The organism is Sphingopyxis indica, from assembly GCF_900188185.1.
GTDB lineage: Bacteria > Pseudomonadota > Alphaproteobacteria > Sphingomonadales > Sphingomonadaceae > Sphingopyxis > Sphingopyxis indica.
Map to the genome: position 1 here is coordinate 1 of NZ_FZPA01000022.1, position 13818 is coordinate 13818.

Here is a 13818-nt window from a genome sequence, read left to right on the forward strand (position 1 = left end):
CTTTGGTTCGTTGCAAAACCGCTGAATCAACGACTTGGGCGCGCGTCAAGCTAACCCGCTGACACCACTCAACTTAATTTCGGATCAGGCTCTAAAATCCGATTTTTTGATGCCTTTGCGGGCGGACGGTGCGAGTGCCAAGCGGCCCGTGAAATTCGTGTCGCACCATTCAGAGAATGAATCCCAATCATCCGGGTCAACAATCTCGTCATCCGTATCATCGCCTCGGGACTTAAGCGCATTCTGCAACGTCTCAATCCTGACCCATGCGGCTTGGAGTTGCTTTTCTGCGGCTTCTGCCCTGGCGCCTTCATCTGCCGCTAGATCGAAAGATTGATCAACTTCGCTTCGGAGTGCCTCGTTCTCCTTCTCCAAGGCTTGGCTGCGGCGATTAGCCGCCTGCAATTGCTCGCTGTCCGTTGCCCCCGATGCTGCCTTTTGTTCTTGTTCGATGCGGAGCGCGGCGCTTCGAATCGTCGCGAAGGGAATGACATCTCGGCCAAGCCGCGTGCGCCGCAGGCTGCTTCGCGCAATGGTAGATCTTATGTCTGCTTCTACAATGGTCTGATTTTTTTCAATGCCTTGAGACAGATAGAGGCGATGGTCGTGGGGATCGGCCAGATAATCGAATCCCGGATTATAGATTCTTACTGCCCCGTGAAAGGTAGAGAGCGATTTTTCGAAGGCGTCACTCAATAGATAGGTAAACTGGGCAGGAACGACTGCAATATGTGCGAGGCCGCAAAGGCGCATCGCAAGTTCGTTAACATCGACGAGGGCTCGATCAGGATATTCAGAGCGCTCGTCCCCGGATGCAACGACAACAGGTAATCTTCGCGTCGAACATGTGAGCCACTCGATCAGCCTCTCGGCATCTGTCTTGTTATTGACCACGTGCGGTCGGGTTTTAACGTAAAAATCATCATCGCAAAGGCCGCAATTGTCAGCGATTTGAAGAACCAATCCCGGCACCGAGGGCAGGATACTGATTTGATCTTCTGTCGAATTGACCAGCAGGCGGACGCCCAGAAGTGTCTCCTCGTCATCCCGCTGGCCAAGAGTGACTTCGGTGGACCACACTCTTCCCGGCACGGTCTTGTCAGGATCATCTCCTCGAACGGACCAGACTTTGCTGCTTTCGGCATCGACCCGCACTCCAAGAGTAGTCCGTCCCGCCGACAGCGTTTCGAATGCCAAACCTTCCCAAGCTTCCTGGGGCAGTGGCTGACCCGATCTCTTAGCGGCCCACTTTAGGATTTCCGTTCGGGCCTGCTCGAATGGTTGATCAACATCGTTTGGAATTGTGCCGACAACACGAAGAATTTCCCGTTCCACGATGGCCCGAGGCTTGCGCGTTTTGAACGGCTCCAAGGCGGTCGCCATTGGACCGAGCGCATTCTTTGATAGTTTCACAGTCCTTTCCCCCTCAATCCACGTCAAACAGCCCCGCCAACTGCTCCACCATCGTCCCGCCCAATTGCTCGGCGTCCATGATCGTCACCGCGCGGCTGTAGTAGCGCGTCACGTCATGCCCGATGCCGATCGCGCAGAGTTCGACCGGCGACTTGGTTTCGATCCATTCGATCACCTGGCGCAGATGCTGGTCGAGATAGGCGCCGTGATTGACCGACAGGGTGCTGTCGTCGACCGGCGCGCCGTCCGAGATCACCATCAGGATGCGGCGTTCCTCGGGGCGGTGGACGATGCGGCTGTGTGCCCACATCAGCGCCTCGCCGTCGATATTTTCCTTGAGCAGACCTTCGCGCATCATCAGCCCGAGCGCGCGGCGCGCGCGGCGATAGGGTTCGTCGGCGGGCTTGTAGATGATGTGGCGCAGATCGTTGAGGCGGCCGGGGTGCGCCGGGCGGCCCGCGGCGAGCCAGTCCTCGCGGCTCTGCCCGCCCTTCCACGTCCGCGTCGTGAAGCCGAGGATTTCGGTCTTCACGCCGCAACGTTCGAGCGTGCGCGCGAGGATGTCGGCGCTGATCGCGGCGATGCTGATCGGCCGCCCGCGCATCGAACCGCTGTTGTCGAGGAGCAGGGTGACGACGGTGTCGCGAAAATCGGTGTCGCGCTCGATCTTGTAGCTTAGCGAGTGACCGGGCGAGACGATGACGCGCGCGAGCCGCGCGGCGTCGAGCTGGCCTTCCTCCTGATCGAAATCCCACGCGCGGTTCTGCTGCGCCATCAGGCGGCGCTGGAGGCGGTTCGCGAGCTTGGTCACCGCGCCCTGCAGATGCGTCATCTGCTGGTCGAGATAGGCGCGCAGCCGCGTCAGCTCGTCGGCGTCGCACAGCTCGGTCGCGGCGATGATCTCGTCATGCTTTTCGGTGAAGCGGACATAATTGAAATCAGGAACGTCGGTCGGCAGGCGGTTGGGGCGGACAGGCAGCATCCCCTCGTCGCCTTCGCCGCCCATTTCGGGTTCGCCGTCGGCCTCCATTTCCTGTGCGTCGGGGTCGGTGTCGCCATCGTCGGCCTGGTCGCCGTCCATCTCGGCGCGCGCGTCGACCTGGCTTTCGCCGCTGCCGCCATCCTCGCTGTCCTGTTGTTCCTGGCTCTCTTCGGCCTCGGCCTCATCCTCCTCGCCGCCGTCCTCGGCGCCTTCCTCCAGCGGCTCGTCGCCGTGGATCAGGTCGAGGTGCTGGAGCGCGAGGCGCGCGGTCTGGGCGAAGGCCGCCTGATCGTCGAGCAGCATCGACAGCGCGGTGAGGTCGGCGCCGGCGTCCTGATTGATCCACTCGCGGACCATCGACAGGCCGGTCTCGGTGCCCTGCGGCGAGGTCTCGCCGGTCAGCGCCTCGCGCAGCATCAGCTCGAGCGCGGTCGAGACCGGCACCTCGTCGCGGCTCTGCGCGCGGCTGATCGGGTCGCTGCGCATCCGCATCGCGAGGCTCGCCGACAGGTTGGTGCGCATCCCCGCCATGTTGCGCGCGCCGAGCGCCTCGATCCGCGCGCGCTCCATCGCATCGAACGCGGCGGCGGCGAGCGGCTCGGACGGGCGCGCCGCGGCGTGGAGCTTTTCGCTGTGGTGCTTCATCCGCAGCGCATAGCCGTCGGCGAAGCCGCGCGCCTCGGCGACCTGTTCGCGCGGCAGGGTGCGCGACGGGGTGGGCACCTTGATCGCCTTGCCGATCTGCGCCGGCGCGTCGGCGGTGAAGCCGACCTCGACCTCTGCATCGCGGGTGACCGCGCGCGCGACGCTCGACAGCGCGGTTTTCAGGTCGTCGAGGGGGGTGGGGCTCGTCATGGCGTTTCGGCTTCGGCGTTACGGTGGCAGATGGTTTCGTCCATCTCCTTGGGCATGGACGGGTCGGGAAGCAAGCGGAAGACGTGGCGCCAGCGCGTCGGGCTGCGCTCGGGCCGCGTCCTTTTGCCTGCTATCACAGCGATGAAGTCGCGGCACGCCGCGGCGCTCAGCAGGAAATTGCTGTGGCCGGTCGTGCCGCGCGATACATCGGTGGTGTCGATCACGGTGAGCCCCGGAATCGCATCGGGGTAGCAGCGTTCGGGCAGGCCTTCGGCCTTCAGTTCGGCAGCCTCGAACGGATCGAAACAATAGGGCGAGCCGAGCCGCGGATAGCCGTGGAGCGCGCGCGACGCCGCAAGCGCCTTGTCTTTCAGCGACACATAGAGGGTGATGCGCCGGTCGCGCGCGACCTTTGCGGGCGCCAGCACGCCATCCGAAATATCGCGCTCGAACGTCTCGCGGTCGATGTCGGGCGAGGCGAGGATGATGTTCGAGATATTGCGGCTGTCGGCGCTCGGCGCGGCGCGGTCGACATAGGCGATCGCCGGAACGACGAGCCGCGCGCCGAGCGAATGCGACACGATCACCACTTCCCTGACCCATGGCTGTTCGGCGAGCGCCTTCAGAAAGTCGCGGAAGTTGCGGACGTCGTGATACATGTTCGTCTCGTCGACCGCATAGCCGAGCACATCGTGCTGCGACGGCCAGCTATAGGCGATTACCGGCCCCTCGAACCCGGTCATCCGCGCGATCTGCGCCGCATCCTTGGTCGTGGTCTCGAAACTTTCGCGATAGCCGTGGACATAGAGCAGCACGCGGCCGTGCCGCCTGTCGGTTTCGGCCTGCAAGGCGCGCCACCAGTCGCTCTGGTCTTGCAGCGCGAGCGGCGTGCGAAAGCGCTCTTTGCCACCCACTTTGACGTCGCGCGGCGCCGCAAAGCGGCCATAGCGCACCCGGTCGCCGCGATAGCTGAGCAGCTCGATGTCGGCGGTCCGGCAATCGGGCAGGCGGCTGGTGACGAAGAACAGCGGCAGCGCCGCGCCATCGACCGGCGCGCCGGCTTGGGGCGTACAGCGCGGGTCGGCGACATAGTCGGCATGGCGGACCTTGCCGTAATCGACCCCCGAAATGCAGCCCGACAGAAGCATGATGACTGGCAGGGCTATCCACCGAAAATGCCGCTTCATGCCGCTGCCTCACCCCCTCCGCTGCGGTTAACGCGCAAGCGCGTAAGTCTCGCTGCCTCCCCCATCGAGGGGGAGGGGAGAGTGGCGCGGGGGCCTCACTTGCCGATGACGCCTTCGGGCAGATCCTCGCCAAACACGCGCTGATAATATTCGGCGACGATCATCCGCTCGGCCTCGTCGCATTTGTTGAGGAAGGACAGGCGGAAGGCGAAGCCGATATTGTTGAAGATCGCGGCATTTTGTGCCCAGCTGATTACCGTGCGCGGGCTCATCACGGTCGAAATGTCGCCGTTGATGAAACCCTGACGCGTCAGGTCGGCGACCTTGACCATATTCTCGACCGTCTTTTCGTCGGCCGCGGGCACTTTGGCGAGGATGATCGCGCTTTCGGTCGCGGCGGGCAGATAGTTCAAGGTAACGACGATGTTCCAGCGGTCCATCTGGCCCTGATTGATCTGCTGCGTGCCGTGATAGAGGCCGCTCGTGTCGCCGAGGCCGACGGTGTTCGCGGTCGAGAAGAGGCGGAAATTGGGGTTCGGGCGGATGACGCGATTCTGGTCGAGCAGCGTCAGCTTGCCTTCGGCCTCGAGCACGCGCTGGATCACGAACATCACGTCGGGGCGGCCCGCGTCATATTCGTCGAAGACGAGCGCGGTCGGCGTCTGTAATGCCCAGGGGAGCAGGCCTTCGCGGAACTCGGTGACCTGCTGCCCGTCGCGCAGCACGATCGCGTCGCGGCCGACGAGGTCGATGCGGCTGATATGCGCGTCGAGGTTGACGCGGATGCACGGCCATTTGAGGCGCGCCGCCACCTGTTCGATATGCGTCGACTTGCCGGTGCCGTGATAGCCCTGAACCATCACGCGGCGGTTGTATTTGAAGCCCGCGAGGATCGCGAGGGTCGTGTCGCCGTCGAAGACATAGGCAGGATCGAGGTCGGGAACGCGCTCGTCGGCCTCGCTGAATGCGGGGACAGTCATGTCGATATCGACGCCGAACATCTCGCGCGCATCGACCTCGGTATCGGGTGCCGCGAGGAGCGTCGAACCATGATGGTCGGGGAGGCTGTTCGGGATATCGGTCATGGCAATCGGTCCAACACAGACAGGGAGAGTCGGCGCCCGGCGGCGCGTCGGCTAGCCGGTATAGCCATGGGTTGCGCCTTGCAACGCCTTTTCAGACGATGCCGAGCGCGCGGAGCACCGCCGACTGGTCGTAATAGGGCCGCTCGCAGACGATCCGGTCGCTGCCCGGCGCAAATTCGAAACTTGCCGCCATGCGGATGCGGAACGCCTTGCCGGTCGGCTCGATCGTGCGCAGGCCGAGCTTCAGCGGACCCAGATGCGTTCCCGTCAGCCAGAATTCGACGAGCACCGTGTCGTGCTCGCCATCGGCGGCGATCGCGATGATCTCGTTCGCCTGGTCGGGAAAGGGTTCGCGCGACATCGCGAAATAGGAGCGGACCGCCGCTTCGCCGTCGAACACGGTGCCGGGGCCCATCAGCTCGTAACGCGGATGGTCGAAGGTCGCGAGGACGCCGTCCCAATCGTGCGTGATCTCGAGCGCCATATGGCGTTTCACCGTCTCGATCCGCCGGTCGTCGAGGTCCGCCATCGCCCGCCTCCTATGCGAAAACGCCATTCTTCCGCAAAAGCTGATAGGCTGCAACCACTTCGCCGAGCCGCGTTTCATAGCTGCGGTCGCCGCCGTTGCGGTCGGGGTGATATTTGCGCACCAGATCGCTGTAGCGGCGACGCAGCGCCGAACGATGGGCGCCTGCTTCGAGCCCCAGCACCTGCATCGCGCGATGCTCCTCGGCGGTGAAGCGCGGATCATTCGCTTCGCGCCGCGCCTGATCCATCCGCTGACGGAAGCGCGCGCCGAGCGCATCCATAGGGTCTTTGAAATCGGCCCAGCGCGGCGGCAGGTCGGCGCTTCCCGCGGCGCGAAAGGCGCGGCTTTCGGTTTCCCAGCCCGAGGTCGGCGACTGGGCGGCGAAAATCTGGTCGGCGCTCATGCCCTCGAAATAATTATAGCCCGCGTTGAACTCGCGGACATGGTCGAGGCACAGCCAGCGGTAGGGCGGCGGCCCGTCGGGCGAGCGGTGGCGCGAAGCGGGCGCACGGAATTCGCCGGGCGCGTCGCAGCCCGGCATGTCGCACTGCGCCTCGCGGGGCACGCGGCCGTGGAATCGGTTGGGGCGGGGGCTTGTCATAGTCGTCGTTCCTCCCCAACATGGGGGCATGGCGGAAAAAGGTCCAGTGCAACGCGAAATGGAAGGGCTGCTCGCCGCGGCCTTTCCGGGCGCGAATATCACCCTCAGCAACGACAGCGCGCAGCATCGCGGTCATGCCGGTGACGACGGCAGCGGCGAATCGCATTTCAGCCTGCTCATCATATGGGACGGCTTTGCAGGGCAAAACCGCGTTGCGCGGCAGCGGCTGGTGAACAGGGCGCTCGGCGACCTGCCGGGCCAGCGCGTTCACGCGCTCGCGATCAAGGCGCTCACGCCGGGGGAATAGGAGGAGCGGCCGTGGACGAGCATCGCGTTTACAAATACAGCTTTGCGAGCGTCTATCCGCATTATGTGACCAAGGCGGAGCGCAAGGGGCGGACGAAGGCCGAGGTCGATGCGATCATTTGCTGGCTTACGGGTTATAGCCAGCAGCAACTCGACGATCAGATCGCGGCCAAAACCGACCTCAAGGGCTTTTTTAGCGATGCGCCCGCGCTGAATCCGGCCCGCGACCAGATCAAGGGCGTGATCTGCGGCATCCGTGTCGAGGAGATCGAGGAACCGCTGATGCGCGAGATCCGTTATCTCGACAAGCTGATCGACGAATTGGCGCGAGGCAGGAAGATGGAAAAAATCTTGCGGACCGCCGCATAGGAAAGGCTTTGCCGATGTTCACCGTCATCACCCCCTCGACCCACGACATCGGCGCTTTCGACGTCCGGCGGACGCTGCCCGACAAGGCGCGCACGATGGTCGGCCCCTTCATCTTCGTCGACCAGTTCGGGCCGGCGCATTTCGACATCGGGCAGGGGATGGACGTGCGCCCGCATCCGCACATCAATCTTGCGACCGTCACCTATCTGTTCGAAGGCGCGATCGACCATCGCGACAACCTCGGCACCTATGCGACGATCCGTCCCGGCGCGTGCAACCTGATGACTGCGGGCAGCGGCATCGTCCATTCGGAGCGCACCCCCGCCGCCGAGCGCGCGACCGGTTCGGCGATCTCGGGGATGCAGACCTGGCTCGCGCTGCCCGACGGCAAGGAAGAGATCGCCCCCGCGTTCGAACATGCTGCGAAGGAGGAGTTGCCGCTGATCGAGGATGGCGGCGTGTCGGCGCGCGTCATCATGGGCAGCCTGTGGGGTGCGACCTCGCCGATCACCCAGCATGCCGCGACCATCTATGCCGACATTTTGATGAAGGCGGGCGCCAGCATCCCGATCGAGGCCGAAGCCGACGAGCGCGCGGTGCTCGTCGCGATCGGCGATGCGAGTCTCGACGGCGAGCCGCTCGTGCGCCACAGCCTCTATATATTGAAACCCGGCGAGGCGATGACGCTGCGTGCGGCGAGCGACGCGCGCGTGATGCTGCTCGGCGGGGAAGCCTTTTCGACCCCGCGCCATTTGTGGTGGAATTTCGTCAGCTCGTCGCGCGACCGCATCAATGCGGCGAAGCAGGACTGGAAGGACGGCAAATTCCCGCTCGTTCCCGGCGACAGCGAGGAATATATCCCGCTGCCGGGAATGCCGACGACGCCGGCCTATCCGTGATTTGCGTGCAGAGGCGCGGAGATTTGGGTTCACGCGGAGACGCGGAGACGCGTAGAGCGTTTGTGTGCTCCCGCGAAGGCGGGAGCCCATCTCCAGACGGCTCCATGTTGAACCGGCAGGAGATGGGTCCCCGCCTTCGCGGGGACACACGATCAGGCGCAAACTCGATCACGTCACGACGTTTGGGAAAGAGGGCCGCTTCGCGGCGAGTGCCATTTCTCCGCGCCTCCGCGTCTCCGCGTGAATCTCTTCGAACGGCGCTCTCTGCGCCTCTGCGCGCAATAATCATTCCGCCCGGCCCAACGGGCTTGCCAGACGCGACAAACCCGGCCACCTTCGTTGCGAATTGAAACCAATAGGAGCGGGTGATGAGCGGCGATTTCGAGCAGCGGCGGGTGACGCTTTCGACCGGGGTCGAACTTGATGTCGTGGATATGGGGCCGACGGATGCGCCCGCGCTGATCTTTCTCCACGGCTTTCCCGAATCGCACCGCACCTGGCGCCATCAATTGCCGCATTTCGCGGAGCGCTTCCGCTGCATCGCCCCCGACCAGCGCGGTTATCGCGGCTCGTCGAAGCCGCAGGAGGTCGAAGCCTATACCCCCGACAAGCTGATCGCCGACATTTTCGCGCTCGCCGACGCGCTCGATGTGGGACAGTTCACGATCGTCGGGCACGACTGGGGCGGGGCGATCGCGTGGGGCGTTGCGCTCGGCGGCCAGCCGGGCGGGCTGCATCCGCAATGGGCGGGCAGGGTCACCCGCGCGGTGATCGCCAATGCGCCGCATCCCGCGATCTTCCAGCGGCTGCTCGCGACCAATGCCGAGCAGCGCGAGGCGAGCCAATATATCCGCATCTTTCGCGATCCCGCGAGCGACGCGCTGATCGAGGAACAGGGGATTGCGGGCCTGCTTGCCAAAGCCTTTGCCGGCCGCGTGCCGAGCGGCGGTATCCAGCCGCCCGAGGAAATCGCCCGATTGCTGAAGGATTGGGAAAATCGCGATGCCTGCCGCGCGATGATCAACTGGTATCGCGCCTCGCCGGCCGATGTGCCGCCGATGGATGCGCCCTACGCCGAGCCGCCGGCCATGCCCTTTCCGAAGCTGACCATCCCGACGCTGGTCGTCTGGGCGCTCGACGATGTCGCGCTCCCCGCCTGCAATCTTGACGGGCTCGACGAATTGGTCCCCAATGCGACGATCGTCAAGGTGCCGGGCTGCGGCCATTTCGTGCCGTGGGAGGCGCCGGACCGGGTCAATGCGGCGATGGACGAATTTTTAGAAAGGACGGCGGTTCCCGCCTAGATCAGCGAGCCTTAAATCTGCACCGTTTCCCCGAGCGAAGACGAGGGGCTCTGCCGAGCGAAGTCGAGGCGGCGACGCTGCGGTTCTCGCTCCGCTCGAACGAGCCCCTCGTCTTCGCTCGGGGAGACGGGTCGATTCAGATTTCCTGCAATTTGCTCTAGGGCGGATCGAGCAGGCAGCCGCTCGAGCCCGCATAATGCGCGCTGCGCGACGCGAGGAGGGGGACGCTGCCGGTGATCGTCTTCGTCTCGGGGTCCTGGCTGATCGAGACCATCTCCATTCCCGGCTCGAAATCGCTCTGGCAGCTCTCGAGGGTGCGTCCCTGGACATAGCGGCACGAACAGCCGACCCGCGCGGCATAGGCCGAGCCGAGTTCGGCCTGCGCCTTCAGCGACGGGAATTTCCAGATCAGCAGGATCGCGAGCAGGACGAACAGGATGGCCGCCCACGGCAGGCATCCGCCCCAACGGCTCGGGGCCTTGTCCTTGCGCGGGCGCTCGGCGGGCGGCGGCGGCGCGGGTGTCGGTTCTGCCGTTGCCGGCTCGGGCGGGTTGGTGTTAGTCACGGCGCGCCATGATCACGAAAAAGACCCTGCTGGCAAGTGCCGCGCTCGCGCTCCTTACGGGCTGGTCGCTCACCCATGCGGCGGGGCAGATGGCGCCCCCGGCGCCGGGGCCGCGCTTCGGCCATTCGCTTCCGGATGCTCCGGCCGATACCCCGCGCCCGCTGCCGGCGCTCGATCCCGCGATCAAGGCAAAGGCCGATGCGCTGTTCACCGACGCGGCCGCAGTCGGCGAGACGCGCGCCTTGCTCGTTCTGCGCGACGGCCGGCCGATCTATGAACGCTATGGCACCGGCTTCGGTCCCGATACGAAGCTGATCAGCTGGTCGATGGCAAAGAGCATCACCGCGGTGCTCACCGGCTTCCTCGTCGCCGACGGGCAGCTTTCGCTGAATGCTCCCGCGCCGGTGGCGGCGTGGCAGCGCAGCGGCGATCCGCGCGGCGCGATCACGCTCGCCGACCTGCTCCACATGTCGTCGGGGCTCGAGCATGTCGAAGAGGGCGATCCGGTCTGGAACGGCGATACGGTGACGATGCTGTTCGGCACAGGCGCACAGGATATGGCGGGGTTTGCCGAAGCGAAGCCTGCGGTGGCGCGGCCGGGCGAAGTCTTCAACTACAGCTCGTCGACCAGCGTCATCCTCGCGGACATATTGACCGACGCGCTGACCCCGTCGCAAGGCGCCGATGCCCGGCGCGAGGCGATGCGCGAGTTCATCCAGGGCCGCCTGATCGAGCCGCTCGGCATGACCAGCCTGACCCCCGAATTCGATGCCAGGGGCACGATGATCGGCGGGTCGATCATGCACGCGACCGCGCGCGATTATGCGCGCTTCGGCGAGTTTCTGCGCAATCGCGGCGTCGCGAACGGCCAGCGCCTGCTGCCCGAAAGCTGGATGGATTTCATGCTCACGCCCTCGCCGACCGACGGCGGTTATGGCGGGCATATCTGGCTCAACCGTTCGCGCCCGGCGGGCGTCGGCCCGGCGCTGTGGCCCGACCGCGGCCCCAACGACCTCTTCGCCTGCATCGGCCACCAGGGGCAATATATCATCGTCTCGCCGTCACAGCGGGTGACGATCGTGCGGCTGGGGATCACGCGCGACGATCAATTCCCGTCGCTGCGCAGCCATCTGGCCGATTTGCAGGGCGCGCTATAGCAGAAATTCCCCCGTCAGCGTCGTGACGCAGCGGCCCGACAGCTCGACCCTATCGCCGTCGATCCGGCATCCGACATGGCCGCCGCGCTCGCTCGCCTGATAAGCGGCGAAGCGGTCGCGGCCGAGGCGCTGTGTCCAATAGGGGGTGAGCACGCTGTGCGCCGAGCCGGTCACCGGGTCCTCGTCGATCCCCGCGCCGGGTGCGAAGGCGCGGCTGACGACGTCGGCGCCCGAGGGGTCGCCCTCGCCGGGGGCAGTCGCGATGTAGAGGATGTCGCCGCCTTCCTTGAGCGCGCGGAGGTCGGGTTCGAGCGCGCGGACACTCGCTGCGTCGGGGTAGACGAGCAAGGCATAGCCGCCTTCGTGCCACAGCATATCCTGCACCGCGCCGCCCATCGCGCGCGCGACATCGGGCATGGTTTTAGGGGCCGGCGGATAGGCGGGAAGCGCCATGCGATAGCCGTCGCCCTCGCCGTCGCGCGAAACGGTGAGAATGCCGGCCTTGCGCGTGCGAAAGCGCATGTCGTTGCGCCACGGCGCGGCGCTCAGCAGCACATGCCCGCTCGCCAGCGTCGCATGGCCGCACAGCGCGACCTCGACGCCGGGGGTGAACCAGCGCAGCTCATAGTCGGCCTCGCCGCTGTCGTCGGGCACCAGAAAGGCGGTTTCGGCAAGATTATTCTCGGCCGCCATTTTCTGCAGCAGATCGTCGCTCAGCCACTCGTCGAGCGGCATCACCGCCGCGGGATTGCCGGTGAAGGGCCGGTCGGCGAAGGCGTCGACGCGGGTGAGGGGAAGGTGCCGCCAGCTCATGGGTAAAGCAATCCTTTCGTCCATCGCTCGCCATCGCGCACGAACAGCGTGCGCTCGTGCAGGCGATGCGCGCGATCCTGCCAGAATTCGATACGCTCGGGCGTCACGCGCCAGCCCGACCAGCGCGGCGGGCGCGGCACGTCGCGCCCCTCGAAACGCGCCTGCATTTCGGCGAAGCGCGCCTCGAAAGTCGCGCGGCTGTCGAGCGGGCGCGACTGGTCGCTCGCCCAGGCGCCGAGCTGGCTATCGCGGCTGCGCGTCGCGAAATAGGCATCGGCGACGCCGTCCGCGACCGGCGCGACCGGCCCTTCGATGCGGATCTGGCGGCGCAGCGACTTCCAGTGAAAGAGCAGCGCAACCTGCGGGTTTTCCGCAAGCTCGCCGCCCTTGCGGCTGTCGAGGTTGGTGTAGAAGATGAAGCCGTCGGGGCCGTGGCCCTTCAGCAGCACCATCCGCACCGACGGCCGCCCGTCGGCAGTCGCGGTTGCGAGCGCCATCGCGTTCGAATCATTGGGCTCGCTGGCGCGGGCTTCGGCATACCAGGCATCGAACAGGGCGAAGGGCTCGGTGGTCATGGCGATGCTCTTAATCAGGCGGAGGCGCAGGGTCGAGCAAAAGCCGTCTTCGAATGTGAACGGTCATCCCGGCGAAGGCCGGGATCTCGCCCTCGCGTTTTCAATCCCCGTCGAGACCCCGGCCTTCGCCGGGATGACGAACCAAAGGAGCGAATGACGTTCCGGCCGACGGAGCTTGACCGGCTTTCGCAACAATCCCACATGGCCCGAAGCAACGGGCCTTCCCGGCCGGGACCTTATCGGGCTACAGGAGAGATATGGCAGATCCCTATTCCACCCTCGGCGTGTCGAAAAGCGCGAGCGAAGCGGAGATAAAGTCCGCCTATCGCAAGCTCGCCAAGGAACTGCATCCCGACCGGAACAAGGAAAATCCCAAGGCGGCGGAGAAATTCTCCGACGTCACCAAGGCCTATGACCTGCTCTCCGACAAGGAGAAACGCGGCCAGTTCGACCGCGGCGAGATCGACGCCGAGGGGAATCCCGCGATGCCCTTCGGCTATGGCGGCGGCGGCTTTCGCGGCGATCCGCGCGGGCAGGCGCAGGGCGGCTTCGGTGGAGAGAGCGCCGACTTCGGCGATATTTTCGAAGGGCTGTTCGGCGGCCGCGGCGGCGGCAGTCCGTTCGGCGGTTTCGGCGGGCGCGGTGCTCCGCCGCCGCAGAAAGGCGCCAATGTCGCCTATCGCCTGTCGGTTTCCTTCATCGACGCCGCGACGCAGGCGACGCAGCGCATCACGCTCGCCGATGGCGGCACGATCGACCTCAAGCTGCCCGCGGGGGTCGAGACCGGCACCCAGATGCGCCTCGCGGGCAAGGGGCAGCCGGGGCCGGGCGGAAACGGCGACGGCATCGTGACGATCACCGTCGGCAGCCATCCCTTTTTCGAGCGCGACGGCGCGAATATCCGTCTCGACCTGCCGGTCACGCTGAACGAGGCAGTGAAGGGCGCGAAGATCAAGGTGCCGACCGTCGACGGCCCGGTGATGCTGTCGATTCCCGCCGGCTCGACCTCCGGCAAGGTGATGCGGCTGAAGGGCAAGGGCTTCTCGCAAAAGGGCGGCGGACGCGGCGATCAGCTCGTGCGGTTGATGGTCGACCTGCCCGCCGACGACAAGAAACTCGCCAAGCTGGTCGACGAGTGGACCGATAGCCGGTCGGTCAGGGCCGACCTCGGCGTGTGA

General features: G+C 65.4%; 15 protein-coding genes. 6 read left to right on the plus strand and 9 right to left on the minus strand.

All coding sequences use genetic code 11. The features are described 5' to 3' along the window. Positions 1–84 precede the first annotated feature (84 nt). The 6 genes from CHB69_RS19925 to CHB69_RS18680 all read right to left on the minus strand — a co-directional run bounded on the left by CHB69_RS19925 (position 85) and on the right by CHB69_RS18680 (position 6652). A complete protein-coding gene (locus CHB69_RS19925; protein WP_141134061.1) occupies positions 85–1413 on the minus strand; it encodes a hypothetical protein in 1329 nt (442 codons plus the stop codon). A 13-nt stretch (positions 1414–1426) separates the two neighbouring features. Beyond that, positions 1427–3250 (minus strand): cobaltochelatase subunit CobT, encoded by a 1824-nt coding sequence (gene cobT / locus CHB69_RS18660; RefSeq protein WP_089217434.1) that lies wholly within the window; start codon positions 3248–3250, stop codon positions 1427–1429. Then, the gene (locus CHB69_RS18665; RefSeq protein ID WP_089217435.1) at positions 3247–4437 is read right to left on the minus strand and encodes an alpha/beta hydrolase; all 1191 of its coding nucleotides are present in this window, start codon (positions 4435–4437) and stop codon (positions 3247–3249) included. The genes cobT and CHB69_RS18665 overlap by 4 nt, the downstream gene beginning before the upstream one ends. A gap of 95 nt (positions 4438–4532) precedes the next feature. Next, on the minus strand, positions 4533–5522 hold the full coding sequence (gene cobS / locus CHB69_RS18670; RefSeq protein ID WP_089217436.1) for a cobaltochelatase subunit CobS: 990 nt from the start codon (positions 5520–5522) through the stop codon (positions 4533–4535). A gap of 91 nt (positions 5523–5613) precedes the next feature. Then, a complete protein-coding gene (locus CHB69_RS18675) occupies positions 5614–6051 on the minus strand; it encodes an ester cyclase (protein WP_089217437.1) in 438 nt (145 codons plus the stop codon). Between the two features lie 10 nt (positions 6052–6061). Then, complete coding sequence (locus CHB69_RS18680; RefSeq protein WP_089217438.1) at positions 6062–6652, minus strand: J domain-containing protein; 591 nt, start codon at positions 6650–6652, stop codon at positions 6062–6064. A gap of 28 nt (positions 6653–6680) precedes the next feature. Between CHB69_RS18680 and CHB69_RS18685 the strand changes: the two genes are divergently transcribed. From CHB69_RS18685 to CHB69_RS18700, 4 genes are all read left to right on the plus strand, one after another. Then, entirely contained in the window at positions 6681–6959 is a 279-nt protein-coding gene (locus CHB69_RS18685) for a BolA family protein (RefSeq protein ID WP_089217439.1), read from the plus strand. 11 nt (positions 6960–6970) lie between these two features. Continuing rightward, positions 6971–7327 carry a DUF2200 domain-containing protein gene (locus CHB69_RS18690; RefSeq protein ID WP_089217440.1) on the plus strand — a complete coding sequence of 119 codons (357 nt, stop codon included), beginning with the start codon at positions 6971–6973 and terminating at the stop codon, positions 7325–7327. Positions 7328–7341: 14 nt separating this feature from the next. Then, positions 7342–8226 (plus strand): pirin family protein, encoded by an 885-nt coding sequence (locus CHB69_RS18695; protein ID WP_089217441.1) that lies wholly within the window; start codon positions 7342–7344, stop codon positions 8224–8226. 368 nt (positions 8227–8594) lie between these two features. Beyond that, entirely contained in the window at positions 8595–9530 is a 936-nt protein-coding gene (locus CHB69_RS18700) for an alpha/beta fold hydrolase (protein WP_089217442.1), read from the plus strand. 157 nt (positions 9531–9687) lie between these two features. On the opposite strand, the gene CHB69_RS18705 is transcribed toward CHB69_RS18700, so the two are convergent. After that, positions 9688–10095 carry a hypothetical protein gene (locus CHB69_RS18705; RefSeq protein WP_170935640.1) on the minus strand — a complete coding sequence of 136 codons (408 nt, stop codon included), beginning with the start codon at positions 10093–10095 and terminating at the stop codon, positions 9688–9690. Positions 10096–10103: 8 nt separating this feature from the next. On the opposite strand from CHB69_RS18705, the gene CHB69_RS18710 reads away from it, so the two are divergent. Further along, positions 10104–11252, plus strand: coding sequence for a serine hydrolase domain-containing protein (locus tag CHB69_RS18710; protein WP_089217443.1), 1149 nt, complete (start codon positions 10104–10106; stop codon positions 11250–11252). On the opposite strand, the gene CHB69_RS18715 is transcribed toward CHB69_RS18710, so the two are convergent. Together CHB69_RS18715 and pdxH are read right to left on the minus strand one after the other, a co-directional pair. Beyond that, positions 11247–12065 (minus strand): PhzF family phenazine biosynthesis protein, encoded by an 819-nt coding sequence (locus tag CHB69_RS18715; protein ID WP_089217444.1) that lies wholly within the window; start codon positions 12063–12065, stop codon positions 11247–11249. The two genes, CHB69_RS18710 and CHB69_RS18715, sit on opposite strands and share 6 nt — an antisense overlap. Continuing rightward, positions 12062–12640 (minus strand): pyridoxamine 5'-phosphate oxidase, encoded by a 579-nt coding sequence (pdxH, locus tag CHB69_RS18720; protein ID WP_089217445.1) that lies wholly within the window; start codon positions 12638–12640, stop codon positions 12062–12064. The genes CHB69_RS18715 and pdxH overlap by 4 nt, the downstream gene beginning before the upstream one ends. A gap of 257 nt (positions 12641–12897) precedes the next feature. Between pdxH and CHB69_RS18725 the strand changes: the two genes are divergently transcribed. Then, positions 12898–13818, plus strand: a complete 921-nt coding sequence (locus CHB69_RS18725) for a DnaJ C-terminal domain-containing protein (RefSeq protein WP_089217446.1) — start codon at positions 12898–12900, stop codon at positions 13816–13818.